At 58.2% G+C, this 26782-nt stretch carries 22 protein-coding genes, 7 pseudogenes and 1 other annotated feature; of the genes and pseudogenes, 8 read left to right on the forward strand and 21 right to left on the reverse strand.

Translation table 11 applies throughout. From position 1 onward, the window contains the following. Both AC3CB8_RS29785 and AC3CB8_RS29790 read left to right on the forward strand, forming a co-directional pair. Nucleotides 1-628: IclR family transcriptional regulator (locus tag AC3CB8_RS29785; RefSeq protein ID WP_488377375.1), on the forward strand; the 628-nt coding region annotated here is incomplete at its 5' end. Between the two features lie 285 nt (nucleotides 629-913). Beyond that, a protein-coding gene (locus tag AC3CB8_RS29790) for an IS3 family transposase (protein ID WP_352727132.1) occupies nucleotides 914-2145 on the forward strand; the annotation gives its coding sequence in 2 pieces (ribosomal slippage) (nucleotides 914-1205 and nucleotides 1205-2145; 1233 coding nt in all). After that, nucleotides 1198-1314: a sequence feature (AL1L pseudoknot), on the forward strand. It overlaps the preceding gene by 117 nt. Nucleotides 2146-2234: 89 nt before the next feature. Here the strand turns inward: AC3CB8_RS29790 and AC3CB8_RS29795 are convergent. Both AC3CB8_RS29795 and AC3CB8_RS29800 read right to left on the reverse strand, forming a co-directional pair. Beyond that, a pseudogene (locus AC3CB8_RS29795) lies at nucleotides 2235-2443 on the reverse strand (MFS transporter); the annotation flags it as partial. A 257-nt stretch (nucleotides 2444-2700) separates the two neighbouring features. Next, nucleotides 2701-3297 carry a dimethylsulfonioproprionate lyase family protein gene (locus AC3CB8_RS29800; RefSeq protein ID WP_352727134.1) on the reverse strand — a complete coding sequence of 199 codons (597 nt, stop codon included), beginning with the start codon at nucleotides 3295-3297 and terminating at the stop codon, nucleotides 2701-2703. A gap of 499 nt (nucleotides 3298-3796) precedes the next feature. On the opposite strand from AC3CB8_RS29800, the gene tnpA reads away from it, so the two are divergent. From tnpA to AC3CB8_RS29815, 3 genes and pseudogenes are all read left to right on the forward strand, one after another. Continuing rightward, nucleotides 3797-4261: an IS66-like element accessory protein TnpA gene (tnpA, locus tag AC3CB8_RS29805; protein ID WP_352727136.1), complete on the forward strand. Its 465-nt coding sequence runs from the start codon at nucleotides 3797-3799 to the stop codon at nucleotides 4259-4261. After that, nucleotides 4242-4595, forward strand: coding sequence for an IS66 family insertion sequence element accessory protein TnpB (gene tnpB / locus AC3CB8_RS29810; protein WP_352727138.1), 354 nt, complete (start codon nucleotides 4242-4244; stop codon nucleotides 4593-4595). Before tnpA ends, tnpB begins: the two co-directional genes overlap by 20 nt. Nucleotides 4596-4804: 209 nt before the next feature. Continuing rightward, nucleotides 4805-5483 (forward strand): annotated as a pseudogene (locus tag AC3CB8_RS29815) (transposase). Here the strand turns inward: AC3CB8_RS29815 and AC3CB8_RS29820 are convergent. The 9 genes and pseudogenes from AC3CB8_RS29820 to AC3CB8_RS29860 all read right to left on the reverse strand — a co-directional run. Beyond that, nucleotides 5392-6195 (reverse strand): reverse transcriptase domain-containing protein, encoded by an 804-nt coding sequence (locus AC3CB8_RS29820; protein WP_488377376.1) that lies wholly within the window; start codon nucleotides 6193-6195, stop codon nucleotides 5392-5394. The pseudogene AC3CB8_RS29815 and the gene AC3CB8_RS29820 overlap by 92 nt on opposite strands. A 481-nt stretch (nucleotides 6196-6676) precedes the next feature. Beyond that, nucleotides 6677-6856: pseudogene (locus tag AC3CB8_RS29825) on the reverse strand (transposase); the annotation flags it as partial. After that, nucleotides 6846-7345: pseudogene (locus AC3CB8_RS29830) on the reverse strand (helix-turn-helix domain-containing protein); the annotation flags it as partial. The pseudogenes AC3CB8_RS29830 and AC3CB8_RS29825, both read right to left, overlap by 11 nt. A 68-nt stretch (nucleotides 7346-7413) precedes the next feature. Beyond that, complete coding sequence (locus AC3CB8_RS29835) at nucleotides 7414-9078, reverse strand: N,N-dimethylformamidase beta subunit family domain-containing protein (protein ID WP_352727221.1); 1665 nt, start codon at nucleotides 9076-9078, stop codon at nucleotides 7414-7416. A gap of 356 nt (nucleotides 9079-9434) precedes the next feature. After that, a complete protein-coding gene (locus tag AC3CB8_RS29840) occupies nucleotides 9435-10292 on the reverse strand; it encodes an ABC transporter ATP-binding protein (protein WP_352727223.1) in 858 nt (285 codons plus the stop codon). Continuing rightward, the gene (locus AC3CB8_RS29845) at nucleotides 10289-11092 is read right to left on the reverse strand and encodes an ABC transporter permease (RefSeq protein ID WP_352727225.1); all 804 of its coding nucleotides are present in this window, start codon (nucleotides 11090-11092) and stop codon (nucleotides 10289-10291) included. Before AC3CB8_RS29845 ends, AC3CB8_RS29840 begins: the two co-directional genes overlap by 4 nt. A 67-nt stretch (nucleotides 11093-11159) precedes the next feature. Beyond that, the gene (locus AC3CB8_RS29850; RefSeq protein ID WP_352727227.1) at nucleotides 11160-12164 is read right to left on the reverse strand and encodes an ABC transporter substrate-binding protein; all 1005 of its coding nucleotides are present in this window, start codon (nucleotides 12162-12164) and stop codon (nucleotides 11160-11162) included. A 36-nt stretch (nucleotides 12165-12200) separates the two neighbouring features. Next, entirely contained in the window at nucleotides 12201-12947 is a 747-nt protein-coding gene (locus AC3CB8_RS29855; protein WP_352727229.1) for an ABC transporter permease, read from the reverse strand. A gap of 327 nt (nucleotides 12948-13274) precedes the next feature. After that, nucleotides 13275-14227, reverse strand: a pseudogene (locus tag AC3CB8_RS29860) (Tn3 family transposase); the annotation flags it as partial. Between the two features lie 117 nt (nucleotides 14228-14344). On the opposite strand from AC3CB8_RS29860, the pseudogene AC3CB8_RS29865 reads away from it, so the two are divergent. Continuing rightward, a pseudogene (locus tag AC3CB8_RS29865) lies at nucleotides 14345-14419 on the forward strand (IS6 family transposase); the annotation flags it as partial. A gap of 33 nt (nucleotides 14420-14452) precedes the next feature. Here AC3CB8_RS29865 and AC3CB8_RS29870 read toward each other — a convergent pair. The 5 genes from AC3CB8_RS29870 to AC3CB8_RS29890 all read right to left on the reverse strand — a co-directional run bounded on the left by AC3CB8_RS29870 (nucleotide 14453) and on the right by AC3CB8_RS29890 (nucleotide 20864). Continuing rightward, nucleotides 14453-15556 carry a GlxA family transcriptional regulator gene (locus tag AC3CB8_RS29870; protein WP_352727231.1) on the reverse strand — a complete coding sequence of 368 codons (1104 nt, stop codon included), beginning with the start codon at nucleotides 15554-15556 and terminating at the stop codon, nucleotides 14453-14455. A 253-nt stretch (nucleotides 15557-15809) separates the two neighbouring features. Next, the gene (locus AC3CB8_RS29875; protein ID WP_352727233.1) at nucleotides 15810-16343 is read right to left on the reverse strand and encodes a sarcosine oxidase subunit gamma family protein; all 534 of its coding nucleotides are present in this window, start codon (nucleotides 16341-16343) and stop codon (nucleotides 15810-15812) included. Between the two features lie 6 nt (nucleotides 16344-16349). Beyond that, nucleotides 16350-19319 (reverse strand): sarcosine oxidase subunit alpha family protein, encoded by a 2970-nt coding sequence (locus AC3CB8_RS29880; protein ID WP_352727235.1) that lies wholly within the window; start codon nucleotides 19317-19319, stop codon nucleotides 16350-16352. Beyond that, entirely contained in the window at nucleotides 19316-19588 is a 273-nt protein-coding gene (locus AC3CB8_RS29885) for a sarcosine oxidase subunit delta (RefSeq protein WP_352727237.1), read from the reverse strand. The genes AC3CB8_RS29880 and AC3CB8_RS29885 overlap by 4 nt, the downstream gene beginning before the upstream one ends. Nucleotides 19589-19613: 25 nt before the next feature. Then, nucleotides 19614-20864: a sarcosine oxidase subunit beta family protein gene (locus AC3CB8_RS29890; protein WP_352727239.1), complete on the reverse strand. Its 1251-nt coding sequence runs from the start codon at nucleotides 20862-20864 to the stop codon at nucleotides 19614-19616. An 86-nt stretch (nucleotides 20865-20950) separates the two neighbouring features. Between AC3CB8_RS29890 and AC3CB8_RS29895 the strand changes: the two genes are divergently transcribed. Together AC3CB8_RS29895 and AC3CB8_RS29900 are read left to right on the forward strand one after the other, a co-directional pair. Continuing rightward, the gene (locus tag AC3CB8_RS29895; protein WP_352727241.1) at nucleotides 20951-21901 is read left to right on the forward strand and encodes a GlxA family transcriptional regulator; all 951 of its coding nucleotides are present in this window, start codon (nucleotides 20951-20953) and stop codon (nucleotides 21899-21901) included. Nucleotides 21902-22652: 751 nt separating this feature from the next. After that, nucleotides 22653-23842, forward strand: a protein-coding gene (locus AC3CB8_RS29900) for an IS3 family transposase (protein ID WP_488377377.1) whose coding sequence is annotated in 2 segments (ribosomal slippage) — nucleotides 22653-22905 and nucleotides 22905-23842 — 1191 coding nt in all. Because the reading frame shifts where the segments join, the coding sequence is not laid out codon by codon here. A gap of 14 nt (nucleotides 23843-23856) precedes the next feature. Here the strand turns inward: AC3CB8_RS29900 and AC3CB8_RS29905 are convergent. The 5 genes and pseudogenes from AC3CB8_RS29905 to AC3CB8_RS29925 form a co-directional block, all read right to left on the reverse strand. After that, nucleotides 23857-23994, reverse strand: a pseudogene (locus tag AC3CB8_RS29905) (S-(hydroxymethyl)glutathione synthase); the annotation flags it as partial. After that, nucleotides 23978-24211 (reverse strand): hypothetical protein, encoded by a 234-nt coding sequence (locus tag AC3CB8_RS29910; protein ID WP_435053118.1) that lies wholly within the window; start codon nucleotides 24209-24211, stop codon nucleotides 23978-23980. The pseudogene AC3CB8_RS29905 and the gene AC3CB8_RS29910, both read right to left, overlap by 17 nt. A 309-nt stretch (nucleotides 24212-24520) precedes the next feature. After that, the gene (gene gfa / locus AC3CB8_RS29915; RefSeq protein WP_352727260.1) at nucleotides 24521-25090 is read right to left on the reverse strand and encodes an S-(hydroxymethyl)glutathione synthase; all 570 of its coding nucleotides are present in this window, start codon (nucleotides 25088-25090) and stop codon (nucleotides 24521-24523) included. A gap of 66 nt (nucleotides 25091-25156) precedes the next feature. After that, the gene (locus AC3CB8_RS29920; protein ID WP_352727262.1) at nucleotides 25157-26284 is read right to left on the reverse strand and encodes an S-(hydroxymethyl)glutathione dehydrogenase/class III alcohol dehydrogenase; all 1128 of its coding nucleotides are present in this window, start codon (nucleotides 26282-26284) and stop codon (nucleotides 25157-25159) included. A 56-nt stretch (nucleotides 26285-26340) separates the two neighbouring features. After that, nucleotides 26341-26766, reverse strand: a complete 426-nt coding sequence (locus tag AC3CB8_RS29925; protein ID WP_352727264.1) for a RidA family protein — start codon at nucleotides 26764-26766, stop codon at nucleotides 26341-26343. Nucleotides 26767-26782: the final 16 nt, after the last annotated feature.

Raw genomic sequence — 26782 nt, forward strand, 5'->3', positions numbered from 1 at the left:
AGAGCAGGAGCCAGTGACAGGATTTTACAAGCTTACACTCAGGCTTGCCATTTTGGGACAGCGGTTCCTCAGCGCAACGCACCTTACTGACGTCTGCCAGCCTGTTTTGGAGGAATTGTCGACTCAGAGCGCGGAGCTCGTTCGGATGGCAGTCGTGCAGGGTGAAACGTTGACATGGATTGCACAAGTGCAAGGCGCCCGAAATGGATTGAAGTATCAGCCCGAAATGGTAGCAAGCGTCCGCTTGAGTACCACCGCCAACGGCAGAGCTTATTTGGCAACGCTCAGCCAGCCAGAAGCAATTCGTATCGCCATCAATGACGCCGCCGATGGCCGAGCCAAGCAGTCGATGGCCTCTTTGGAAGAGTTCATCAAGGAACTCGAACTGACTAAACAGCGAGGGTGGGCAATTTCCGACGAGTCAGCTGAACCTGGTGTCGTTGCGATTGCCGCTCCTATCACTCTGTCGGGCGGCCAGACGGTCGGCACGGTTAGCGTCGCTGGACCTAGCTCGCGCCTAACTGCGGACCGACACGAGAAAGTAGCGTCGTCAGTGTTGGCAACGGCCGCCAAGCTCGGCGAGCTTTGGCCTCTCAGGCAATACAATAGCTTGGAACAGTCCGCCTAACCACTTGCGGGCAATTTCAAGCTGCCACAATGGCGCCTTAAACTCTTCGGGGATTGACCCTTTCAGTTCTTCGGCCACGCCGTCCAAAAAAAGTGTCGAACGTATCACTCAAGCAGCCAGTCTCCAGAAGTATAAACTGGCCAGAGTTCACGAAAACGGGCCGTCGACGCTGACCGAATGGGACTAAATATGAAAAGAGCAGCTTTCGCTGTCAAGAATGCACCGGTCTGGGAACTGAACCGCCCCGGGTTGATCGGAGGCTCCAACTCCTGAGAAGGTGGAGCCATGACAAGCAAGACGACCAACAAGTTCTCTCCCGAGGTCCGGACCCGCGCGGTTCGGCTGGTTTTGGATCACGAAGGCGAGCATACGTCGCGGTGGGCGGCGGTTTCATCGATCGCCGCCAAGATCGGCTGCACGGCGCAGACGCTGCATGAGTGGGTGAAGAAAGCCGAGCGTGGCAGCGGCGTGCGCGCCGGAGTTCCCACGGATGTTGCGACGAAACTGAAGGCTCTGGAACGCGAGAACCGCGAGCTTCGACAGGCCAATGAGATCCTGCGCAAGGCGAGCGCGTATTTTGCCCAGGCGGAGCTCGACCGCCGGTTCAGGCCATGATCGCGTTCATCGACGATCACCGGCAGGCGCATGGGGTCGAGTCGATTTGCAAGGTGCTGCCGATCGCCCCGTCGACCTACCACGACCATGTCGCGAAGCGGGCTGATCCCACCAGGCTATCGGCTCGCGCGAAATCCGACGCCGCCTTGAAGGACGAGGTCCGACGCGTGTTCGATGCGAATTTCCGCGTCTACGGCGTTCGCAAGGTCTGGCGGCAGTTACAGCGCGAGGGCTTCGATGTCGCCAGATGCACGGTGGCGCGGCTGATGCGGGTGATGGGTCTTGAGGGCATCATCCGCGGCAAGCCGATCCGCACCACGGTGAGCGACAAGGCTGCACCTTGCCCTCTCGACCACGTCAACCGCCAGTTCCATGCTCCGGCGCCGAACATGCTGTGGGTCTCCGACTTCACTTATGTCGCGACCTGGACCGGCTTCGTCTACGTGGCTTTCGTCATCGACACCTATGCCCGCCGGATCGTCGGCTGGCGGGTGAGCCGGACGGCGCATGCAGCCTTCGTTCTCGATGCCCTGGAACAGGCATTACACGATCGGCGGCCGATCCATCGCGGTGGGCTCGTGCACCATAGCGATAGAGGCAGCCAATACGTCAGCATTCGATACACCGAGCGCTTGGCGGAGGCCGGCGTCGAGCCCTCCGTTGGCAGCGTCGGCGACAGCTACGACAATGCTCTCGCCGAAACGATCAACGGTCTCTACAAGGCCGAGGTGATCCATCGACGCGGACCATGGCGCTCGTTCGAGGCCGTCGAGTTCGCGACGCTGGAACGGGTCGACTGGTTCAACAATCGCCGGCTACTGGAGCCCATCGGCAACATCCCGCCGGCCGAAGCCGAGGAACGCTACTACGCCATGCTCGAAGACCCAGCCATGGCGGCGTGACTCAAACGAAACAGCCTCCGGCAAACCCGGGGCGGTTCAAACCCCTTGGGATGATCGCGCATTGATCGGCTCACAGCTTCATGACGACGTCACCTCGGAGGAGAGAAAAGATTGTTGTAGGCACGGGTGCTGGCTGCCTCGGTCGTCATTCAATCGAAAGCACTGTCTGCGGAGGAAGCTCTCCATCATGCAGTGCCAGAAGATGATGACCGACTTCCTTATCCGCCGCCGTGCGCCGATGATTGAGAGGAAGAAAGTCCATCCAGGTTGGCGTGCGGAATGTCTCTGTCCAAAGTGAATGTGCGAAAGATCAGATTTGAGTAGCATCCATCAGGCGCCGACGCGATAGCTCTCAGCTTCAATTGCCGAATAGTCTCCAACTTTGCTCGCCATCGTGGAAGACCGACTCACCGCCGTCGGCTCGCCACCGTGGTTACAAAGGTGATGAGACGGCTCCCTCGGCTCGCCGCCCATGGAACCCGGCGCTTCACAGGCGATGAAATTATCGACCGCCGAATCAGAATGCGCGCCAGACAGCTTACTCGCCACGTCGGCCTACTTCGCCTGATCAGCACCGCCGAAAATCCAGATGGCGAGAAGGGGCTCGTTCGAGGCGCGCATCGCGTGGAAGATGCCAGGAGAGTTATAGAATGTCTCTCCCGTTTCCACGGGGGTCCAATCGTCATCGCCATGGCGGAACTCGCCTCCAGCCATGGCGAGATACAGTTCTTCCGGCGGATGGTTGTGCAGGGGATAGCCAGCGCCGGGAGCAGCGAGGCTGATGCCGATCGTGAAATCCAAACGCTCCTCCAGCCCGCCGTCGCCCACAATCACCGCGTTGGCAAGGCGCTCGTTGAAGGCGGAATCCGTGTGAAGCTTGCTCTGCTTCCACGGCACCCGGAACAGCACCTGCTCCAATGCCACACCGAGTGGTTGCGTCCGACTTGAATGTGATTTTGAAATCTCGAGCGCTCGCGGGAGGTTATCCAGAACCGGAAGATATCCGCTTCTGGTCTCCCGCGCTTTGCCCGGAAAGTCTCTTAGCGCCTTGAACACCGTGTCCGCCACGTGACGACCTTGAAAGTCTTGGGGCTTTTCAAGGAGGGACGTCTCGAGACTGTGCAGGAGCGCCTCGAGTTTTGGATCGCGCATATCTTGAACTACCTTGTTTTTCGCCGCCCTAAAGGGACGTAAATCAGCTCCGACCAAAGCGTTACACCACAATCGAAACATCCATCACGGGACGAACTATGGAAAGCCAAATGCTCCACACTACGTATGGTTGTCGCCAAAATGTTTTAGCCAACTCGTTTCGGCTGTGATGCTTTCCATCCGGTCGGCCGAGTAAGTGGGAAAGAAGTGCCGGACAGTCGCGCAATTTCAAGCGAAATAGAACCTCGTGCCACAGCGAGAACGATATTCCAGTTACAGCGCCGTTACCTGTAATGTCAATGGGGGTGTCCAGGGGCAAGGGCTTAGGGTGTCAAAATGCGTTCAAAAATTAGACGCCGATAACCCGGCCTGAGGCGTGCGACTGAGGGTGGATAGATCGGGATGTGTGGATTGACCGTAAGTGCGAATTTCCCCGCACCTTTTGCTGTTGAGTGCTCTGATGCATGAGGTGTCCACCAAAATAGGTGGACACCTTGTGATGGAAGAAGATGATCAGAAACTGCTGGTCGGTCGGAACGGGCGACGCCGATACGACCCCGCATCGAAGGACCGTCTTGTCTCGGACTGCCTTGAGCCTAGCGTGTCGGTATCGAGGCTTGCACTCGAACATGGGGGCAATGCGAACCTTCTTCGCAAATGGATAAAGAAGCGCACGGAGACCCAGTCCCTCCCGCCGTCCTCATCACCGGCGTTTATCCCGGTTCAGATTGAAAGCACTTCCGATCGGGCCTTGCTGCGACAGAGCAGCATGGCTGCGGTGGATTTGCCGGGGACTTGCGATGGGGTGCGTGGGTCGGCATCGAAAAGGACTGCGCCTTTTTCCTCTCCAGCTAAGGTGAGCGCGTCGCTGCCGAACGGCGTGAAGTTGACGTTGGAATGCGGTGATGTGGATGCATTGACGGCGACCATCGGAGCACTGGGTCATGTTCAGACTGGGCGCTGACCTGAAAGTCTACCTGCACCGCGAGCCGATCGACTTCCGGGCCGGCATCAACAGCCTCGCGGTCCTGGTCCAGGAGACGATGGCGCTCGATCCGTTTCCTCCGGCGGTTTTTGCGTTCTGCAATCGCCGTCGCGACCGGATGAAGCTCCTGTTCTTCGATCGGTCCGGCTTTGTGCTGGTCCTGAAGCGGCTGACCGAGGACAAGTTCCGGTGGCCGCGCCGGGAGGCAGCGGTGATCACGCTTACGACCGAGCAATTGCACTGGATCCTCGATGGCATCGTAATCGATGCGATGGTCCGCCATCCGGTGCGGCAATATCAGGTTGCCGGTTGAGGGCTCTCGAATTGAGCGGTTGACGCGGCAGCATGCTTTCGATTCAAGAATCTGATGAATCGACCGGGCGAACCGACCGTTGAAGAGTTGATGGCGCGTATTGCTGCGCTGCAGGCGCAGAACCGTCACCTCACCGAACGCGTCGTCAAACTCGAGGAAGAGCTGGCGCTTGCACGACTGCATCGTTTTGCGCCGAAGAGCGAAAGCACATTGACCGCCTCTTCAATGAAGCCGAACAGGCTGCGGATGAGGACGCCGCCGACGGTGAAGATGGCGATGTCGTTGTCCTGCCGGACACGGGCTTGCCGGCGAGCGAAGGGGCGACGGGAAAGAGGCGCGGCCGCAAGGCCTTGCCGGAAAACCTGCCGCGCGAGCGTGTCGAGTATGACCTTCCCGACGATCAGAAGGTCTGTCCTTGCTGCCGTCACCAGATGCATCGGATGGGCGAGACCATTACCGAGCAGCTTCATATCGAGGTGAAGGCGAAGGTCCTGCAGAATGTGCGGTTCAAGTATGCCTGCCGTCATTGCGACCGCACCGGGATCAGCACGCCGGTCGTGATCGCGCCGATGCCCGCGCAACCTTTGCCGGGCAGCATCGCCACGGCCTCGACGCTGGCCTTCGCGCTCGTTCATAAGTATGTCGACGGCACACCGCTCTACCGCCTGGCGCAGGCATTCGAGCGCGCCGGCGTTCCTGTCAGCCGAGGCGCTGGGCAACTGGGTGATCGGCTCGAGCGAAAAGCATCTCTCCCGCATCTATGACGCGCTGAAGCTGCGGCTCAGATCGCAGCCCCTCATCCATGGTGACGAGACCACGGTCCAGGTGCTGAAGGAAATGGACAGAGCGGCCTGTATTGCAGGAAGATATTGGCGAGGAGCGGGCTGATGCCCGCCCCTTGCGGGGTACCCCTGTCCGCCTCTTGCTTCTCGCCGCTCTCAAGGACGCCAGCCCGCAACCACAGCCCAATGAGCCGTAGGATACGAGGATCAGCGATCCTGTGCGCCACCATCCGCAGCAGCCACTCGTGGTCGACCGAGTCGAAGAAGCTGCGAATGCCGGCATCGAGCACCCAGTTCACACGTTGGCTCATGATCGCTGTATGGAGGGCATCAAGCGCCATGTGGGGGCTCCGCCCCGGCCGAAAGCCGTAGGAGAACCCCAGGAAGTCGACCTCGTAGACAGCACTCAGCACCTCGGCCACCGCGCTTTGGACGATCTTGTCTTCCAGCGCCGGCACCCCGAGAGGCCGTTTACCGCCATCGGCTTTGGGAATGTAGACCCGCCGCACCGGCTGTGGCCGGTAGCGATCGGTGTGGACCCGTTCGCAGAGATCACGGATGTTATCCGTCAGCCCCTCTTCGTACTTAGCCACGGTCATCCCATCGACCCCAGCACTCGCCTGTCGCTTCTGTCGCCGAAACGCCCGGTAAAGGGCTTCTTCGTCGACGTGATGCAGCAGGGCCGTGAACCGGGTTTGGGCAGCCTGCTTGGCCGCCGCGTTCACCCGCTCGAGGTTCAGCGGCAAGGCAACCCGGCTCTGTGTCCGGACCTTGGCTTCCTCGCGCAGGCTCCCCTCAGGCTGGTCCCTTCCCTCCACTCGCCTCGTTTCCTTCGACGGCTTCACGGGTACTATGAACCAGTCCGACTCCCGACCTCAGCTCGGACGGCAGCTCTGGCAGTACCTTGCTGCTGTCCCCCGCTGGAGACCAATCCACCGGACCCGGTCGGGCCTCTCATGTTCCGATGATTACCTTCCATGCGTGATCCGGCCATCGACCCCGACGGAGCGGCAACGTCTCGCGTAACGACGATGCTCATATTGCCTTAGTGACTAGGGAACACACTCGGCCTCCGCGAACATCCACCTTTCGAGGCTCATTCCCGCACCCCGCATGGCTCCTGTCTACACTTCAGACCCCGCGTTGCCGCGACGCCCGCAAGACTCGGTCCCGGCTTGCCCGCTACGGCTTTGGCCGGATGGCACCCAAAAGCAATCATCAGCTTGGCATGACGTACTCCCGCGGAGTGGTGTAGCTGGCGGCATTAGTCGCCGTGCTCTCCGGCATGGGCCGGGCTGATCAGCGCGCCACGGCTGGCAGGCTGATCAGGGGATCATCGCTCATCTGGCTGATCGTTTCCAGAGTCATACTGGCCCGCTGCACTGCCCATTCATCGTTCTGTTCGAGCAGGATTGCGCCGACGAGGCGCACGATCGCATCGTCGTTCGGGAAGATTCCGACGACCTCGGGCGGGCGGCGAGACATAGACGCCGACCACGTCGTGCAACTTTTCGGCAAAGGCCTTGTCGTTCGAAAGCTTTGGAAGGGGCGCCAGCGATGCGGGGCAAGACCGTGATCGTGCCAGATCTTCACGACCGAAGACGCAGCAATACCGGCCGCCCTCGCCATCGCACGGACTGTGTGTCGCTTCGTGAGCAGGCGGCTCAAGCGTCAGCGCGACGACCTTCTCGACCAGCACGGCTTTCAGCTGCGCGATGCCGGGCGGCTGCGTCTTATCGCGCAACAGGCCGTCGACGCCCCCGGCCATGAACCGTTCCTGCCACCGCCATACGCAGGTCTTCGACTTGGCGTAGCCGCCATGACTGCCACAGTTCCCAAGCCTTCACCGCTCAAAAGGATGATCCGAGCTCGCCAGACATGCTTCTGCGGCGAGCCTCGGGCCGCCACGATCGCCTCAAGCCTAGCCCTGTCGGATGCCGTAACGTCGATCATGATACCTGTGCGCATCCCCACCGTCACATGCCGCGACAACGACGGGAATCCCAAATCGGACTCTTCCGTCCCCCACTAGTGGCCTAGAGGGATAGGAACTTGTTTAATACATTACGTGTGATGATATCGGCGTAAAAATCGCGCTCGATCAAACCGTTCACCCATTCAGTACTTGCAGCGCAAAATACCTCGCCCCTTCCGCCTTTGAATGAAACCATCATACTACTCCCACGGGAATGCTTTTCGACCAGACGGGCCTCGGGGCTTACCGTACCCTCTATCATAGAAGCGACATTTCGGCCGAAGGAATCTCCCCGGTCGAGGTAATGAGCGAATTTGGGAAGCCCGAATTCTGCCTTGCTGGCAAAATTCATTGCGATTATCTCAAGTCCGTCCGGTGCACCGTCCTTTTCGGTAGGCTCCGGAAGACCGTCTTCAAAGCGGTACTCTAGCCCGTCAACTTCGTACGCGCAGATACTAGCTTCATCCCCGAACGTGTCACCATAGCCGAGGCCTGTTCCTTCCAGGGACCAATGCTTGTGCCTGAATACGATATAGCCCCGCGAGGAGCGTTGTGCCATGCCGAACGTCGCGATGTATGAGCCTCGTGCTCCGGTCACCCCAAATGTTTTTGCCCCCGGATAGCCAATTAGAGGATCCTCCCAACAACCGGTCATGAGTTTAGGGTTTTCATTCCGAATGGGATCGAGCTCTCTCGCGAAACTCTTATAGCATATCTGACCCGATCCTCTCTCGCGCAGCCTGATCTGGGTATAGAAGTCTGCCCCAAATCGAGCAACTTTCCCTCCACGGTCGACGTAGTTTTCGACGGTTTGTCGCATCGGCGTCGACCAGTATTCATCATGGCCGACGATAGCCAGACACCGATAGTTTTCAATGCATTCTGGGTTAAGCTCGAGATCCTCCTGAGCTATCACGTGTACATCGTAACCGGCAGCTTCTGCCCAAAGCAAAAACGGGCGCTCATAGGATGGCCAGCCTCCAGAGGCATAGTAACGCGCATATCCATTGGCGAATGCCCACTCTTTGTTCCCGAAGTAGGGTTGTTCGGGTCCACGCGGGCGAGTTTTCGAGACAGTGCGGGGTGCGCCAGGAGGTAGCCACACCTGGCCTCTCGCCCATGGGCGTTGCGACGACAAGATCGGCGAGAATCCGTCGGGCAAATCTGGGTGTATTCCAATGTAGTGTGATGCCCCGCCCCAGTCGTTGTAAGCCGCCCAAGTGGATGTGCAGGCCATCAGCAGCAGGGTGTTCCCCATATCACGTTTGCAGGCACGCACGAAGAAAATATGGTGTCCTAAGGCGGGCTCGGACTGGCTTGCATCGGGATCCCGTAGTTCAACTATATACGCGCCTGGCAATACCTCCTCGGGGAGATCTACTAAAACCGTTTCCCGCCATGAGCACCCGTTCATGTACGACTGGGCAGGTACTTCTTGAAAATCTACACTAAGGTCGTCCCAGTGCTTTATCACAACGGGTTTAAGCCCATCTCTACGAACTTCAACATCAAGCTTTGTTACTGTTGATGATATGAACAGCGAGACTTTTTCACCCGGTTTGTAGCTTAGTTTGTCGCTGTAGCACCATGCGGCAGGAAGGCCGCTCTTACTCGGTAGTTCGACCCAGATGCTCTGCCACGCCTCGCCACTTCCAGAAAAAGTCATGACTGGCCAAGGTCCGACCGCTGGCTGCTTTCGGTGTTCAGTTTCGTCGTTTCCGCTCATAATCGCTCCTAAAAACAAGTGATCTATAAGTGCTGCAGCCGCTCAGCATTACAAACGCGTCCCTTGGCGGAATTGCGAACCCGGCCGCGATCATAGCTGCGCAAATGGACTGATCCTACCGGGCGTGGCGGCGCTTTCTGGGGACCAGTACCAGACGAACATCTTTCGGTTGTAGTCGTCTCTGATCGCCGGCCCCAATTAATCGTCGAGATTCCCGGCGAGGACATGATCATACTTTCCGAGCGCACTAGCGCCGAAGAGCTGCCCGCAGTGCGGAAGGTCATCGAGCGGTGCCAATATCCAACGTCATGCCGGTTTCGGACGTGCCGTGTGCCTGCAGAAGATGCGGTTAGGTCTCATTTGAATTTATAAACGCCTAATGCTTCGAAAGTTTTGTAGATTTCGTCCGCATACGCGGCAAACTCGGGATAGTGCCCCAGATAGGCCGGTCTCGGCCGCGGTAGATCAATCCGAATTTCCGCAACTATCTGCCCAGGGGAATTCGACATAACCAAAATGCGGTCGGACAGACCGATGGCTTCTTCAATTGAGTGAGTGATGAACAGCACGCTCTTTCGCGTTTCCATCCAGAGTGTCTCGAGGTCGTGCCTGATCTGCGTCCGGGAAATAGCATCAAGGGCCCCGAATGGTTCGTCCATTAGCAAAATTGATGGATTATGAACCAAGGCGCGAGCGATCGCGACGCGCTGTTGCATACCTCCCGACAGTTGTCGAGGATAGCGCGCCTCGGCTCCGGAAAGACCAAGTTTTTTGAACAGGTCCTTCGCGCGCCTTTCCGTTGCAACCCGGTCAAGTCCCCGGATTTCTTGTTGAAGGAGAACGTTGTCCATGGCCGTTCGGAATTCTAGCAGCAAATGATCCTGGAACACGATCCCAACGTCAGTCATGGCTTTATCGAGGGGCCTTCCGTCGACCTGCACAGTGCCTTTTGTCGGCCGAAGCAAACCGGCGATCATCAGCATCAGCGTGCTTTTCCCACAACCGGACGGTCCGAGCACGCTCACAAACTCACCTTCGTCTATAGCGACGCTTACCGGCCCAATAGCCAAGTATTCCCCAAAGCGCCTGGATACGTCTGAAGCGACTATAGCTCTGTGCTTTTGGTCCTGAACCTTCAACGGCTGGGCTTCTCTTTCGACCGTCGGATTTATCCGCATCAGTTTCCCTTTTTCTATGTCTAACGCGATATTCATTGATCGCTCCTCCAAGGCATGATCCACTTTTCTAGCCCTAGCAAAATACCTGTCGAACAGATACCAAGTATCGCGGTCGCCACTATACCCGCCAACATGAGCGGGATATCCATGTAATCCCCCGCTCGCAATATAAGTGCTGCGAGCCCCTCGTTTGCAGCGATATACTCAGCTGTGATGGCGCCTGAAACGGCGAACACCATCCCCATCTTCATACCTGAAAAAATATAGGGCATTGCCGCCGGTAGCCGTATAAATCGAAAAGTCTGCCAGGGGGTTGCACCCATCGACTTTGTTATCAAATGGAGACGGGGGTTGACTGAAGAGAACCCGGCGATGCTATTCACCAAAATCGGAAAGACTGTCATGACTGCCGTCAGCGTAATGCGCGGCGAAAACCCAAAACCGAGCCAAACTATAAAAAGGGGAGCTGTTATCGTTTTGGGAATTATGTCGAAAAAAACGATAATCGGCAACAAGCTACGCTTCAAAGAAGAGTATGAAGCTATTAGTAGCCCAATTGGAATAGCAACTGACGTCGCTGCAAGAAAGCCCAAAACCACCACGTACGCCGTGGCCGCAAAATTGTAAGCGAGCTCGCTTCTATCAGTGATGAACCTGCCCATGAAGTCTGCCGGGGCAGGAAGAAGGTATCTTGGTATCCCAAACCAATCACTGGCAAACTGCCAAGCGACGAGAAAAGCCATAAGGACGAGAGCGGGCGGGACGATCTGTTCGGCCACTTTGGCCAAGTGAAACTGCAAAGCACTTGGGGATTGAGCAATTTCGATCCGTGTCATTGTCTGCTTTTCGTTGACATTGAAAGAAAACGTAGTGGCGCCACCCGTGTGGGCCACTACGACTGGTTTATGGGCAGGCAGGAGCCTGGCTGGGTAAGAGTTCTTCAGTATACAATGCTCCGATTCCGCCATCGCCTAGGGACCCGAAGGTTGCCGTTAGAACCTCCCCAGTGACTTTCCACACCGCAGCGGGCGGCTTACCCAAATTGGTTGCGCCCGGCGCGCAGAATTCAGTCATCAAGTACTCAGTCATTTCCTCCAAGAGGACCTTTTTTTCCGCAGCATCCGGATATCGCGTCCGAAGCGCATCGACAGCAGCTTCAGGACTCTTTGCAACTGCAGCGTATCCCTTAAGCGTGGCTTCAATGAACTTCTTATAGAGTTGAGGATTCTGTTTGAACTTCTCCTCCCGGGCGATAAGGCTCAATCCTACGAGGGGCGCACCCCAATCCTTATAAAGCATTATCTTTGCCTTGATTCCTTGCTGCTCAAGCGGAATCAACGTTCCGCCCGGCGCGTCGGAGCATCCGTCCGCTTTTTTCTCCGCCAGAATCGCGACACAATCTCCACTCATCATTTGAACATGAACCTTGGATTTGTCGACACCGTTTGCCTTCAGCATGGCGTCAAAAAGAGGAATGTCTGCGCTGCCTGGACCCATGATGATGGTTTTTCCCTCCAGGTCTTTTGGCGTTGCGATGGGGGTTTCCTCCAGGGAGACGATGCCCCAATCCACTAACTGGTAGATAGGCGCGATGACTTTGATCGGCGCGCCCTTCGCAGCGAAAGAGATGGCGGAGGTAGCGCTTGCAAGTCCGGCATCAGTACTCCCGCCGGCCACAAGTTTCGACGTGGCGCCAGATCCCTTGCCAGACTCGATCTCAAGGTCAATGCCTGCGTCCTTGTAGTAGCCCAAGACGTCCGCATAAACGATCCCTATGCTCCCGTTGTCCGGGGTCCAGTTTAACGTCACCTTAAACTTTTCACTCGCATGGGCCGCCGAATTGGCAAGAACAGCAACAACAAGCCCAAACAGTGCAATTCTCTTTCGAGAGTCTCTGTACTTACCCATGACTTTCTCCCTTTCTTTTCATATGTGTCGCCGTTTCTAGTCCTGGTATCTTTTCAACATTTTCTTCTCTAGGAAGAGACTACCAGTGTTGAGTACCACGCCTAGCGTAGCCGCTATTAAAACGACTGAAATGATCTGCACTGGGTCTCTATTTCGAAGGCCTATCAAGGCCGCAAACCCAAGACCTTCATTCGACGCGATATATTCACTAATAATGGCAACGGCGGTTGCTACCGCCAAAGAAATTCGTAAGCCGCCCAGGAGATACGGAAGGGCTATGAACCAATCGACGTATCGAAGTGTCTGGAAAGGGCTAGCGCCCATCGTTCGGGTCACGAAATAGAGACGAGCGGGAGTACTTTTTAATCCCGCCACGCCATTTACTAATACCGGAAAGAATACGCTAAACGCAACCAGTATTGACGTCGAAACCAAGCCATACCCCGCCCAAATGACCAAGATAGGAATTACTGCAATCAACGGCATGGTCTGCGTGAATACGATGAGAGGATACAGCGCTCGCTCCAGTAACTTTATTTTTGCAAGAGCAAACGCCATTGGTATCGCGACCAACAGCCCGCTGCAGAAGCCAATGGCTATAAGTGCAAGGGTCGAAGCGGTTGCTGACAAGAAATATTCCGGCCGCGAAGCGATTCGACCGGCGATAGTTTCGGGGCTAGGGAGAATGTACTTGGGGATATCGAAGACGGGAATTGCGATAGCCCAGGCCGCGATCACTACGAAAATCCAAAAGAGGGCAACTGCGGCATCCGGCAGTTTCATGACCCTGCGTCCGGGTTTGGCCATATTCATCCGCCCTAATATGGAACTGGTCTCTATCTAGAACACTATTCCATTTACACGTCTTTTGTTCGGTCTGTCAATCGGAAATGCAACGAATTGCCGCGGGGTGGGCCGTTCCAGGCGTGGTGCCCCGCGCATCGGCCGGATTCAGGACGTCTAGTCTAATTCTGTGGGCTTAGCGGCCGAGTGATGCTGGCATAGGTGATCGTCGGCAATATGTGGTTCTTCATATATAGCTGAAGCCCGGGAGAAGGGGTCCTTACCCAAAATGAGCCTATTCGCGGAAACCGCTAGGAATCAACATTGCCTAAACGTGATCGACGCCGCCAGACGTTCCCGGTGCTCGAGGATCAGGGTTGTGTTTTCGAGTCGCTAATGTGGTTGATAGGGTATGCATCGCATTTCGCGAATGTGTGGAACTTCCGGTCCTTGAGGTTGCGCAGTCGCGGCGTGAAGCGTTTGTCTAGGAGGGCGAACAGGCCGAGGATGTGATCACTCGCGCCGCCCTATCGGTAAACTGTTCGGGATGTCGAGGGCTGTGCCCCGATCGAATAGCCCAACGAGCGCATAAGCAGCCTCGTTTTCGGTCGGATTGATAGGCAGAATGCTGAAGCAGCCGTACTGATCGGAAAGGTGGGCTGTAGAACTTCGAGACTCGCTGCCGTAATGCAGATTGATGCGCCGCGCCTTGCCGCTCCGTCGCTCGCGCGGAAGAAAGGCCGTCAGATGATGACGTCGTGCCATTGGATGGCGAGTGTATGCGACGTCGCCGGTGCGAACATGAGTGGAATTCGCAAAGCCAGTCCATTCATGCACTTCCCGCAAGAGGTCCGGCGCCTCGACAGCCTCGACAAACAGATAAAGGTCGCTGATCCCGGCATTCAGTTCCTCGGCTGCAGCGGGAACCTCGCCGGCGGTCGGCGTGACGATCAAGGTACACGCTTCAAGGCGAACACCGTCGAGCTTTGCGGTCGAGCTCTGTGCGCCAGGCGCTTCAGGTTGCAGTTGAGCATCTGGCGAGCCTCTTCGAGCCAGGCCGTGCGGTCTTCTCGGACACCAAGTCGGAGTCGATCCTGCTCCTTCATGGTTGAACGTTGACCGCAGGATTAGATCTCGTCGACCGGTCGGAAATATCGGCTGCCATCGACCCAGATATCCGTATATCGAAGCCGGTCGCGCAAAATAGCAATTGTTGCGATCTCATAGAGACGCCGATCGGGCGGATCCTGCCCGAAGATGAGCTTTCGACCGGCTTGAGTGGATGTTCCTGGATGATGAGGTGATGCGGCGCTGCGGGAGTCACGATCACTATCCATCGAGAAGTGCTCCGTGCCTCGACAACCGAGCAGGGATGACACAGAACTCCGCTTCAGAGGCGTAATCGACAGGCGAGGTTCGCCTTCAGTCCGAATCCATTCCTGGCCGAGCAGTTCCAAATCCTTGCCGCGTGATTGGCCTCGCGTCAATTCTCTCTGCGCTCTCCTTCAGCTGTCGCAATATCGCAACAAAACCAATTGTGCAGCTTCGCCCGACAACAATCGAGTTTGATGTGGGGCACAGCCGTACATGTCCCGATAGACTTTTGAGAAATGTGATGCCGAGACGAACCCGCAAGCCATCGCTATCTCTATAACAGGCAAACTCGAGCTGCGAAGCAGCAGGTGCGCGCGTTCCAGACGAAGTTCCAGGTAGTAGCGGCTCGGGCTGCGTCCTAGTTCACTCTTGAAGAGCCGCTCAATTTGACGCCTTGTAACGCCAGTCACTGCTACCAGTCGATCTATCGATTTAGGATCGGCGATGTGTGCCTCCATTTGATCGATGACTTCGATGACTGCCTTATGATTGAATCGTACGCGGGAATTTGGCGGGAAGCGTTGACGGTCTCCAACCGCCCGAACACGAAATGCGACGGCCTTCTCGCAGATGCGATTTACGACGGCGGCCCCATGATCCCGCCTAACTAGATCCAGGAATGTGTCAAAGGATGCGTCTGCGCCAGAGCAGGTATACAGGTCCCCATCCTTCTCGAACGCGGCTTGCGTTGCCATAACGCCTGGGAATTCCTCCAGAAATAGCGGGAATTGCTCCCAGTGCACTGCGCAGCGGCGACCTTCTGCAACGCCAGCTCGAGCAAGGACTAGGGTTCCGCCGCCTATGCCGATAATGTGCCCGCGGCGGTTACGGCACTCTCTAAGCCAGGCATGCAACTGGCTGTCATGGCCAGGGAGGGATCGTCCTCCGCACACTATCGCGACCGGGGCTGGGTTTGATCGCAGGTTGCGGTCACGCTCCGATGGCAATCCGACTGCTGAGCTTATGGTGATGCCACAACTCGACACCACAGCTTGTCCGTCGGCCGAAACGATCTGCCAACTATAGGCGTTTCGCCCCACCGCTTCATTTGCCAGCGTGAGCACTTCGATCGCGGAGGAAAACGCATGCAGCGAAAAAGCAGGAAGCAGGAAAAAGTTAAACCTGCCGGGTATGGGTTCCAGGTCTTGCTTTCGGGTCTCGTTGAATGGAACAATGGAACCCAGCGGGGCGTCGAGCGCGAGCGGCCGTTGCAAAATCGAATGTCCTGTCTTCACACGATCAGCCTGAGCACAATTCATTGTTGCCCGACCAAATTCTCACGCGGAGTGGATCGCAACGCGGCCGCGAAAAGGTTCTCGTACACCGAACTGTTCGGCGGCGGCCGGCGAAACGTCGACCGCCTCAGCCTCGAGCAGTTCTCAGTTCCATTGAGCAGTTAAGACCAGCTTGTTCATCATGTTAGTCCCGCTATTCCACGGCTAAGCTATTGCGCAATCGGCACAAGGGTTACCTCGGTGAAGTCGCAGATCATCGATATTCGCAACTGAGGTCCGCGAGCTCGTCCCAGAGGCTTTCGGCAAACCCTCGCAGCACCATCAACTCGAATTCAAGTTCAGCGGTTCTTGTAATACCAACCGTGATACGGCCGATTAGCGTGGTCGTCGCATGCCCGACCGGAAAGACGTTCAGGGCCAGGTCCACCGCTGTTCCCTTGGCGAGCACCAAGGCGGCTTTGGCGCCCGAAATCGCTAATCGAACGCGGCCGTGGCTCTGGTCGACCACGTCTGCATAGGGCTTCAGCTTATGCAGGAGGTCGACGAGATCTGCTGGCGACCCTAGCTCGTCGCTCACGATGAAATATTGGCCCGGCGACATGCTTCTAACAGCAAGGGCATCACACTCGAGCGCGGCAACAATCACGCCAGCGACATTGCCGCTCCCGCTTGTAGTTATCGCTTGTAGTATAAGGCCTTCCGGCAGTGCAGTTAGCCTCACGTCTGTCGAGAGGATGGGGGTCTTGCTACCGAGCGCAGAACGGTGTTCGATCGGGATTACGGACATGGGACCTCAGACTTTCAACTTTTCATGGAGCGGATCGACAAATATCGGATTGCAGAGGCGACCGCTCGTGTACTCGTTGCGAAGGCCGTTCCATACTTGCACTTCCTCGCCATGACGCGATGCGCCGCGCTTGACGAGCGCCAAACCGATGGTCGAGCCGACATGGGGCGAGTAGCAACTTGAACTGACGTAGCCCTGGTCGTTTTCCAACATTGCCCCCGCACCCTTTTCGAGAATATGCGAACCGCTGCGAAACGAGGTAGCGGGATCGAGCGGCAGGACTCCAACAAGCTGAGGGCGGTTCGCGTCGTTGAGCCCCCCGCGCTCCAGCATGCGCTTGCCAATGAAATCCGCCTTGGTGGCCGACACCATCCGGCCGAAGCCGAGATCACCGGGCACGACCGTGCCGTTGATCTCGTTGTGCGTGACGTGCCCCTTCTCGATACGAAGTACGGACAGAGTTTCGACACCATAGGCACAGATGTCGTGTTCCTTGCCGGCTTCCATAAGGGCATCCGCCACCGATTCGCCGAAACCTGCGGGAACGGCCAGTTCATAAGCCAATTCGCCTGAGAAGGAGATGCGGAACAATCGTCCCGTAAGCCTGTCGCCGAACAGTGAGACCTCTTTGGCTCCCAGAAATGGGAAAGCATCGTTGGAGATGTCCTCGTCGACGATCTTCTGCAGAATGAGGCGTGCCTTCGGCCCGACAATCGCCATTTGCGCCCACTGATCGGTGACGGAAGCGAGCCTCACGTCGAGTTCCGGCCACAGCGCCTGCGAGCAGAATTCCAGATGGATCATGACGGCCGCCGCATAGGCGGTGGTGGTGGTCATGAAGAAACGATCTTGCGCGAGCCTGCTAGTGGTGCCGTCATCGTAGATGAAGCCGTCTTCGCGGAGCATTAGGCCGTACCGGGCCTTGCCGACGGGCAGTTTCTTGAAGGCATTGCAATAGACGCGGTCAAGGAATTCCGCGGCATCCTTGCCGGTGATCTCAATTTTGCCGAGCATCGAGACATCGCAAAGGCCGGCATTGATGCGAACATTCTTCACTTCTCGATCGACACTTTCGCGCCAGCCGGTCTCTCCGGACCGGGGAAACCAAGCAGAACGATACCAGAGACCCGTCTCGACGAAGGCCGCACCGTTCTTTGCCGCCCAACCATGCAGCGGCGATTTGCGTACTGGCTGGAAATGTTTTCCATGCGACGTGCCTGCAAGCGCACCGAATGAAACCGGCGTATAGAAGGGGCGGAACGTCGTGGTGCCGACATCGCCAGGAGAAACACCACGCGCTTCCGCCAGCAGGCCGATGGCATTGACGTTGGACAGCTTACCCTGGTCAGTCGCCATGCCGTTGGTGGTATAGCGCTTGGCAAGCTCGACATGCCCGTAGCCTTCACGCACGGCTAGACCAATATCCTTGCGATGTACATCATTCTGATAATCGATAAAGGCCTTTCCCTTCACGCCGGGAATGGTCCAGAGCGGCTTGCTTGCGGGAGCGACGATGTCGCCTTCAACATGGCCGAAGGTCGCCGCTTCCGCCTTCAGCTCCAACAATTCAAGCAACGTCGCTGCCTTGGCGGAGCCGGCTTCGAGGCATGAGGCGATACCGTTTGCCGCCGCGCTGGCGCCGGCCAGTGAAATGCCCTTGCGGTCCTCGTCCGCCACAAAGGCGCCATCTGCATCCGACCACCGAGGTTTGCCGCCACGATGGAAGGCGAGGTTGATGACGGGGCTGAAGCCGCCGGAAACTGCGAGTGCGTCGATGTCCAGTTTCTCCATCCGGCCGTCCTTAAAGATGGTGATGGACGAAAGTGCCTTGCCGCCTTCGGCGTCGGAGACGCAGCCTCCACAAACGACCCGGGCGGAGCCGGTGTAGCCGGCGACCGCCGCGCCCGAAGCCCGGCTGTCGATGATCACCGTAAGCGGGACGCCAGCCGTTTCGAGATCGCGAGCCAAGGCATAACCGCTGTCATTTGTGGTGAAAATCGCCACCGATTTGCCAGGCGCAAGGCCGTAGCGGTTGAGATAGGCGCGCATGGCGCTTGCCAACATCACGCCGGGAATGTCGTTGCCACCGAAGACAAGCGGACGTTCTTCCGCGCCGGTCGAGAGAATGGCCTGCTTCGCCACGATGCGCCACATCCGCTCGACCGGAACCTCGGCGCGCGGGTCGGCAACATGCTTCTGTACGCGCTCGACCGCGCCGAATACATTGCCGTCATACCAGCCGAAGGCCGTCGTGCGAGAGAGAAGCTGAACGTTGGGCAGAGTTTCAAGTTCGGCGATTGTCTGACGGACGAAGCTCAAGGCGGTCAGGCCGCCGATCATGGCTGTGTCGAACAAAAGGCCGCCACCGAGCATCGAATTCTCGTCGACGAGAATGACACGGGCACCTGCGCGACCCGCCGTCAGCGCCGCCGCCAGGCCGGAAGCCCCGCCGCCGATGACCAGCAGTTCGCAATGCGCCCAAGACTTTTCATAGCGATCGGGATCCGGCTCGTAGCTCGCCTTGCCGAGGCCTGCCGCCTTGCGGATGAGGGGCTCGTAGAGCTTTTCCCAAAAGCCTGCTGGCCACATGAAAGTCTTATAGTAGAAGCCGGCGGAGAGGAAAGGCGACAGCAGACTGTTCAAGGAGCCGATATCGAAATCGAGCGAGGGCCAGCGGTTCTGGCTCTGCGCCGCGAGCCCCTGATAAAGCTCCTGCATGGTGGCGCGGGTATTAGGTTCCGTACGTCCGCCCTGGCCGATAGTCATCAGTGCATTGGGTTCCGATGCGCCAGCCGAGAGGACGCCGCGCGGCCGGTGGTATTTGAACGAGCGACCCATTAGCATCTGGCCGTTCGCAAGCAGGGCCGATGCGAGACTGTCGCCTTCGAGGCCAACCATGCGTTTGCCGTCGAAGGTGAAGGACAGTTGCCTGGAGCGATCGACGAGACCACCCTTCTCGAGACGATAACACGTCATTCCGCAGCCTCCTTGTGGGCGGCAGCGTCACGCAAGCCTTCGATTTCATGGGTAGCGGTATCACGGCTCACCACCAGCCAGCGACGGCACCCGGACGTGTGATGCCAGTACTCCCTAAAGGCGCCGCGCGGATTCTCGCGCAGGTAGACATAGTCGAACCATATCTTCCGCGATGCGTTCGCGGCGGGACGCGCCAGCGCTTCTCCCTTGATGGTGAATTCTTCTTTGGGCCGTTGCCCACAATGTGGGCAGGGGATAAGGCTTGCCATTTCGGTGTCCTTGCTTTCCCGGAAATCAGTGAAGGTTCGGTTGGGCGCCTTGACCCTTCTCATCGATGAGATAGCCGCGCTCGAACCGGTCGAGACGCATTTCGCGGGTGACGGCATGCGGCTCGTTCCGAGCGATGAGGTGAGCGAAGCAGAAGCCCGAGGCCGGCGTGGCCTTGAAGCCGCCGTAGCACCATCCTGCATTGAGGTAGAGATTGTCGATGGACGTGCGGTCGATGATTGGCGAGCCATCCATCGACATGTCCATGATGCCGCCCCAGGACCGAAGGACCCGAACGCGCGAAAGAGCTGGGATCATCGCCTTGCCGGCTTCTATGACATGTTCGACCGTGGCGAGATTGCCGCGCTGGGCGTAGGAATTATAGCCGTCGATATCGCCACCGAACACAAGGCCTCCCTTGTCGGACTGCGAAACGTAGAAGTGTCCGGCGCCGAAGGTAACAACACAGTCGATGAACGGCTTCAGGCCTTCCGAGACAAAAGCCTGCAGCACATGACTTTCGATCGGGAGCCTCATGTCGGCCATCGCGGCTACCTGGGAAGAATTGCCGGCAGCTGCTATTGCGAGCTTGCCGCAGCTGACGAATCCCCTGGAGGTATCGACACCAATCACTTTACCGTTGGCGCGGCGTATGCCAGTGACTTCGCATTCCTGAATGATGTCGACGCCCATCGAATCGGCCCCACGAGCATAACCCCATGCGACGCCGTCATGCCGGACAGTGCCGCCGCGCCGCTGGAGAAGGCCGCCCTGAATGGGAAAGCGCGCGTTCCCAAAATTCAGGAAGGGAAGCTTCTCCCGCACTTGCTCGCGGTCGAGTAGATCAGCATCTACGCCATGCAGCCGCATGGCATTGCCGCGTCGGGTATATGCATCGCGCTGCGCATCGGAGTGGAAGAGGTTGAGCACGCCGCGCTGAGAGACCATCGCGTTGAAGTTGAAAGCCTGTTCCAGCCCTTCCCAGAGTGTCATGGACAGCTCATAGAAAGGGTTGTTGCCAGGCAGAAGATAGTTCGAGCGGATGATCGTTGTATTGCGGCCGACGTTGCCTGAGCCGATATAATTCTTTTCCAGAACCGCGACGTTGCGGATGCCGAATTCCTTAGCGAGATAATAGGCTGTGGCAAGACCATGACCGCCGCCACCGACGATAATTACATCATAATGAGCCTTCAACGCCGGCGTGCGCCATGCCGACTTCCAGGCGGTGTTGCCGCGAAGTCCGTTCAGGAAAATGGATAAAGCTGAGTAGCGCATGGTCTGTCCACTTCGTTCGGCTTTCTATATCGGGAAATTTCAAATAGGAGTTTCACAGGACAGCCAAAAAAAGACACACAGAAGCCATGAACCAGCAAAACAACCGATTGACCCAGAATATAGGGTTCCTACTTTTGCCCGGCTTCGCGTTAATGTCCTACGCATCGGCGACGGAGCCGCTGCGCGCCGCAAACCTCTTGGCAGGCCAATCGCTTTATGATGTGGGGATGTTGTCCTTGGACGGCGCCGCGGTTGAGAGCTCATCCGGCGCCATCGTTCCCTGCCGACGGATGGACCAGTCGCGGCTCGACACTGTTTTCGTATGCGCGGGCGGTAACCCGTCGACACTGGGTTCGCCTGCGCTTTATACGGCTCTTCGCCAATTCTCTCGAAGCGGCGTCAGGATAGGGGGAATTTCAGGCGGGCCTTACATTCTAGCAGCTGCCGGTTTGCTCGACGGGCGAGACTTTACTGTTCACTGGGAACATGCGGCTGCTCTCAAAGAAGCTTTCCCAAATCTTAACCCGAGGCAGGCTCGTTTCGTTCTGGATGGCAACCGCATAACATGTGGCGGCGGGGTGGCGCCTTTGGACATGATGCACGCCCTCATTGCCGACAGAATGGGAGCCGATTTTGCCCGCCGTGTCAGTGATTGGTATCTTCACACTGCCGTAGCGGAGCCGACCGCGCCACAGCGGGCTTCTGCCGCGGAGCGTTTTGGCGTCAACCATCCCGTCTTGCTTAATGTATTGGCAAAGATCGAAGCGGCCGTCGAACAGCCGCTGGACCGGGCACAGATAGCCGCATATGTGGGCGTAAGCACGCGAAATCTTGACCGCCTGTTCTCCGAGCATCTCAAGGCAGGCTATACGGAAGTTTGTCGAAATTTCCGGCTCAGCCACGCGCGCCGGCTTCTGCAGCAGAGCCCTCTATCGATTTCCGAGATTGCGTTTGCCACGGGCTTTTCAAGCGCGGCGCATTTCTCCCGTTGCTACTCGGCGTTCTTCGGCAAAAGCCCGAAGAGAGATCGGTGTTGATGCAGACGTGATGCTTCGACCTGCATCGCCGTGTCAACATGTCCGATTTGTTTCGAACAGACCGCCTGCACAACCGGCCTAATGCAACAGTAATGCGTTGTTCTCGATCACTTGCTGACATTCTGCTTCCGCGAGCATCACAATCAGCACTATGCTGCCTGCGGGTGACCCATTGGAACACGCCCCCGCGCCTACTGCACACTTGTTGCTGCAGGGGCGGCAGGTCTCTTCTGCATACATACATCAACGCCGCAGCCGGCCTGAAAACCATCATATAGGCGATAAAGCCGCTGTTAGGCGGGCAAACTCCGTTGGGAGCAAGGGGCCAAGCCGGAATATCAGCAGGGCTTGCCCTCTTGGACGTCGTGCCGGGAGAACACCGCCCTTGTTCGCGGTGCAAGTCGCGATTTATTCCATCAATGCTGGCGAGAGGCAGTCGGAAGGCTCGATGATGGAGGAGCAAAAGCTGCGAACCCTGGCCCTCCCCAGCTATCGTCCTCAAAACACTCCGACAGGGCCGTACATATCCACACCGCACTGGCTGCAAAGCGTGACGCTGAATCAGCGCCGAGGAGTCCACGACGGCTAAAGCGCGTCGTGTTTGCGCGGATTCAGGCGACGCGCTTTAGGTCTTTGTCTTTGTGCATGTCGTTCTCTCAAAACCGGGGCCACTTTTGAGCGACATTGACCTGCCCCTAAGAATTTCCTCCATCTGAGATTAGAGTCCGGCCCTTGATCGAAGGACGGACTGATGAAGAGAAAGCGGTTCACAGAAGAGCAGATCATTGCGGTTCTGCGCGAGCATGAGGCGGGTGTAAAGGCGGGCGATCTGGCCCGCAAGCACGGGGTCTCGGAGGCGACGCTGTATAATTGGAAGGCGAAGTATGGCGGGATGGACGTGTCCGACGCCAAGCGGCTGAAGGCGCTGGAAGACGAGAACGCCAAGCTGAAGAAGCTGCTCGCCGATCAGATGCTGGAAGCCTCGGCGCTGCGTGAGCTTCTGTCAAAAAAATGGTAGGGCCCGCCGCCAAGCGCGAAGCCGTCGCGCATCTGCAGGCCGTCATGGGTCTGTCGGAGCGTCGGGCCTGTTCCTTTGTGGGCGCCGATCGCGAGATGATCCGCTACCGGTCAAGGCGTCCGCCCGAGACGGAGCTGCGTGGCAGGTTGCGCGACCTCGCCAATGAGCGCCGACGCTTTGGCTACAGGCGGCTGTTCATCCTGCTCAGGCGCGAGGGCGAGGCATCTGGGGTCAACCGCATCTATCGTCTGTACCGCGAGGAGGGCCTGACGGTGCGCAAGCGCCGGGCAAGGCGGCGAGCGGTCGGCACGCGGGCGCCGATCCTGGTCGAGGCAAAGCCGAACGCGCGCTGGTCGCTGGATTTCGTGCATGACCAGTTCGCCTGCGGCCGCAGGTTTCGCGTGCTCAACGTCGTCGACGACGTGACGCGCGAATGCCTGGCGGCGATCCCGGACACCTCGATCTCCGGCCGTCGGGTTGCCCGTGAACTGACGGAACTGATCACCCAGCGCGGCAAGCCACGCATGATCGTCTCCGATCACGGCACCGAGTTCACCTCGAACGCCATCCTCGCCTGGTCGAAGGATTACAGGATCGAATGGCACTACATCGCGCCGGGCAAGCCGATGCAGAACGGCTATGTCGAGAGTTTCAACGGCCGGATGCGCGATGAGCTGTTGAACGAGAGCCTGTTCTTCGGTCTCGACCACGCCCGAAGCGCCATCGCCGAATGGAGGGAGGACTTCAACACCGCGAGGCCACATTCCTCGCTCGGCTACCAGACCCCGGCAGCCTATGCCCAGGTCATCACCGCAACCGGCTCCGACGCTGTGCTGATGGAAGGCTCCGCGCCTCCGCCGGTTGCTCAACCCGCGCCACAAGGCGTAACAAAAACGGTCGAGGCTCTAATCGCAGCTGGATGACAGTTCAGTAGCAGGTCAACATGCATTACCTTGCCACTGTTCTCGAGAACTTCGACGCTTTCGGGTGGTCCGACGGCCCCGATAGAGAAGTTCGCGCCTTCAGGCTTCCAGCACTTGGTGCAGCCGCAAGCGTGATTATGGGCGATGTCGCTGCCGCGCCGTTTGCACCCGAATTGGTTCGGCACCGGTTCTATGGCGGTAGTTGGCAAAGGCGACCACGCGGGCACCGGCGATCGGAGCGCCGGTCTTGGCGTCCTTGACGGCCAGACTGATTGTCTTGGGTCCGGCAGACTCCGCCAGCCGCGCCAGGCCGATTTCGTTGCGGAGTTTCTCAAAGCGGACCAGGGGAATGATCTTGAGCCCCGGCATCTCTGCCTGGAGATCGAGTTCACGGACGCAATGATCAGCAGGGCGATCAGCGTCACGCTGTCGCCAAGAAGAACCCCTTAATTCCATGGGTCAATCGATGCCGATGACGAGCACCCTCGGCAGCAATTTAAAGCGCCGCATGTCAGCCTCTGGCCGTACCTGCCGTATTCGGGACGGCACGGCAGCAGCGATCATTGCGATGTCGGCGAGGGCTTCTATGAGGTGTTTCACTCAAGAATCGAAAGAAAGCGCTGCGGCGGCAAGCCACGCGTGACATGGAGCCGGGCTTTGGCCCGGCTCCATGTTCTTTCAGGTCGGCAGGGCGCCGGACTTCTTCGCCGTCCAGGTGGCGATGTAGTCCATCAGGCCCGGATTGAGGCAGTCGTACGGCTCCAGCCCGATTGTCCTCAGCCTGCCGCGAATGCCGTCCATGCGGCTCGGATCGACACCCGATTCGATGATCGAGGACACGAAGGCGGTGAAGCCCGGCGGCGACCAGCCGTCTTCCTCGAAGCGCTCGGGATGGATGAAGGACAGGCCCTTGAACGGATGGTCGCGCTCGACCGGCCCGTGCATGTGGACCCCGCATTGGGTGCAGGCATGACGCTGGATCAGCGCCGAGGGGTCGACCACCTTGAGCTTGTCGCCATTCTCGGTGACGGTGACATCGCCGGTGCCGGCGACCGCAACCACCGAGAATACAGCACCTTCTGGCTTCCAGCATTTGGTGCAGCCGCAGGCGTGGTTGTGGGCGATCTGGCCCTTGACCTTCACCTTGACCGACTTGCTGGTACAGGCGCAGACCAGCGTGCCGCCGGCAAAGCCGGCACTTTCCTTGGGCAGCCCATTGTCGATTTTCGGATGCAGTTTCTCCGCCATTTTTTCTCTCCTCCATGTTTCACCACAGGGGTCGCAGGCCTGTTGGTCGGCGGCGTGTGGTCTTCCTCAGTAAACCACGACACTCCTGATCGACTTGCCCTCATGCATGAGGTCGAACCCCTTGTTGATCTCCTCGAGCTTCAGCGTGTGGGTGATCATCGGGTCGATCTGGATCTTGCCGTCCATGTACCAGTCGACGATCTTCGGCACGTCGGTGCGGCCACGCGCGCCGCCGAAGGCGGTGCCCATCCAGTTGCGGCCGGTGACCAGCTGGAACGGCCGGGTCGAGATCTCCTGGCCGGCGCCGGCAACGCCGATGACGACCGACTTGCCCCAGCCGCGATGCGAGGCTTCCAGCGCCTGGCGCATCACCTTGGTGCTGCCGGTGCAGTCGAAGGTGTAGTCGGCGCCGCCGATCTGGTCGGCGCCGCGCTTGGTCATGTTGACGAGGTGGGGCACGATGTCGCCGTCGATCTCCTTCGGATTGACGAAATGCGTCATGCCGAACTTTTCGCCCCAGGCTTTCTTGTCGTTGTTCAGATCAACGCCAATGATCATGTCGGCGCCGGCAAGCCGCAGGCCCTGGATGACGTTGAGGCCGATGCCGCCAAGGCCGAAGACGACGGCGGTGGCGCCTTGCTCGACCTTGGCGGTGTTGATGACGGCACCGATGCCGGTGGTGACGCCGCAGCCGATGTAGCAGATCTTGTCGAAGGGCGCGTCCGGATTGACCTTGGCTACCGCGATCTCAGGCAGCACGGTGAAGTTCGAGAAGGTCGAACAGCCCATATAGTGGAAGATCTTGTCCTTGCCGATCGAGAAGCGCGACGAGCCATCAGGCATCAGGCCCTGGCCCTGCGTGGCGCGGATCGCCGTGCACAGATTGGTTTTCCTGGACAGGCAGGACGGGCACCGCCGGCATTCGGGCGTATAGAGCGGGATGACATGGTCGCCTTTCTTGACCGAGGTGACGCCCTTGCCAACATCGACCACCACGCCGGCGCCTTCATGGCCGAGGATGGCCGGAAACAGGCCTTCGGGATCGGCTCCAGACAGGGTGAACTCGTCGGTGTGGCAGATGCCGGTCGCCTTGATCTCGACCAGCACTTCGCCATCGCGCGGACCTTCCAGGTTTACCGTCATCAATTCAAGAGGTTTGCCGGCTTGAACAGCGACGGCTGCACGGACATCCATATGTCGATCCTTTGAATGAGGGTTGATTCCAGGAAGCGACCATGGCCGCTCGAGCACTATGGAAAGCTGGCCTGATGACCGGTCGGCACTACGGCCACGACCTCGACCTCAATGCGCGCGCCGGGATCTGGAAGAGCTGAGATACCGATTAACACCGACGCGGGTGGGGCGTCGGCACGGAGATAGCGGTTACGAACTTTTCGAACGGCTTCCATTATCCTCGGCTCTAGGTCGGTAATGTAATACGTAACTCGCGCAACGTGCTCAAAACCCAGGTCCGCGGCGATCAATGTACGACCAATACCCTCGAACACTGCCACGACTTGATCCTCTAAGGAGGAGACGACCAATTTTCCGTTGTCATCTACCCCGATATGTCCACTCGACACGAACATTCCGCTGCCCTTGAGGATCATACCTTGCGAAAAGCTGGGCCTTGTCGGGTCTGACGGAAAAATGGGGGTCAACAAATTACTTTCCATAGGGAAGCATTCTCCA

Source organism: Mesorhizobium sp. P160927, from assembly GCF_057766385.1.

Excerpts from the sequence above, each read along its gene's own strand:
- AC3CB8_RS29910 (WP_435053118.1), bottom strand. The coding sequence starts at position 24,211 with ATGCCGGGGCTCAAGATCATTCCCCTGGTCCGCTTTGAGAAACTCCGC.
- AC3CB8_RS29840 (WP_352727223.1), bottom strand. The coding sequence starts at position 10,292 with ATGAATATCGCGTTAGACATAGAAAAAGGGAAACTGATGCGGATAAAT.
- AC3CB8_RS29875 (WP_352727233.1), bottom strand. The coding sequence starts at position 16,343 with ATGTCCGTAATCCCGATCGAACACCGTTCTGCGCTCGGTAGCAAGACC.
- AC3CB8_RS29850 (WP_352727227.1), bottom strand. The coding sequence starts at position 12,164 with ATGGGTAAGTACAGAGACTCTCGAAAGAGAATTGCACTGTTTGGGCTT.
- AC3CB8_RS29890 (WP_352727239.1), bottom strand. The coding sequence starts at position 20,864 with ATGCGCTACTCAGCTTTATCCATTTTCCTGAACGGACTTCGCGGCAAC.
- AC3CB8_RS29845 (WP_352727225.1), bottom strand. The coding sequence starts at position 11,092 with ATGACACGGATCGAAATTGCTCAATCCCCAAGTGCTTTGCAGTTTCAC.
- AC3CB8_RS29835 (WP_352727221.1), bottom strand. The coding sequence starts at position 9,078 with ATGAGCGGAAACGACGAAACTGAACACCGAAAGCAGCCAGCGGTCGGA.
- AC3CB8_RS29925 (WP_352727264.1), bottom strand. The coding sequence starts at position 26,766 with ATGGAAAGTAATTTGTTGACCCCCATTTTTCCGTCAGACCCGACAAGG.
- tnpB (WP_352727138.1), top strand. The coding sequence starts at position 4,242 with ATGTTCAGACTGGGCGCTGACCTGAAAGTCTACCTGCACCGCGAGCCG.
- AC3CB8_RS29920 (WP_352727262.1), bottom strand. The coding sequence starts at position 26,284 with ATGGATGTCCGTGCAGCCGTCGCTGTTCAAGCCGGCAAACCTCTTGAA.
- AC3CB8_RS29800 (WP_352727134.1), bottom strand. The coding sequence starts at position 3,297 with ATGCGCGATCCAAAACTCGAGGCGCTCCTGCACAGTCTCGAGACGTCC.
- gfa (WP_352727260.1), bottom strand. The coding sequence starts at position 25,090 with ATGGCGGAGAAACTGCATCCGAAAATCGACAATGGGCTGCCCAAGGAA.
- AC3CB8_RS29895 (WP_352727241.1), top strand. The coding sequence starts at position 20,951 with ATGAACCAGCAAAACAACCGATTGACCCAGAATATAGGGTTCCTACTT.
- AC3CB8_RS29855 (WP_352727229.1), bottom strand. The coding sequence starts at position 12,947 with ATGAAACTGCCGGATGCCGCAGTTGCCCTCTTTTGGATTTTCGTAGTG.
- tnpA (WP_352727136.1), top strand. The coding sequence starts at position 3,797 with ATGGAAGAAGATGATCAGAAACTGCTGGTCGGTCGGAACGGGCGACGC.
- AC3CB8_RS29880 (WP_352727235.1), bottom strand. The coding sequence starts at position 19,319 with ATGACGTGTTATCGTCTCGAGAAGGGTGGTCTCGTCGATCGCTCCAGG.
- AC3CB8_RS29885 (WP_352727237.1), bottom strand. The coding sequence starts at position 19,588 with ATGGCAAGCCTTATCCCCTGCCCACATTGTGGGCAACGGCCCAAAGAA.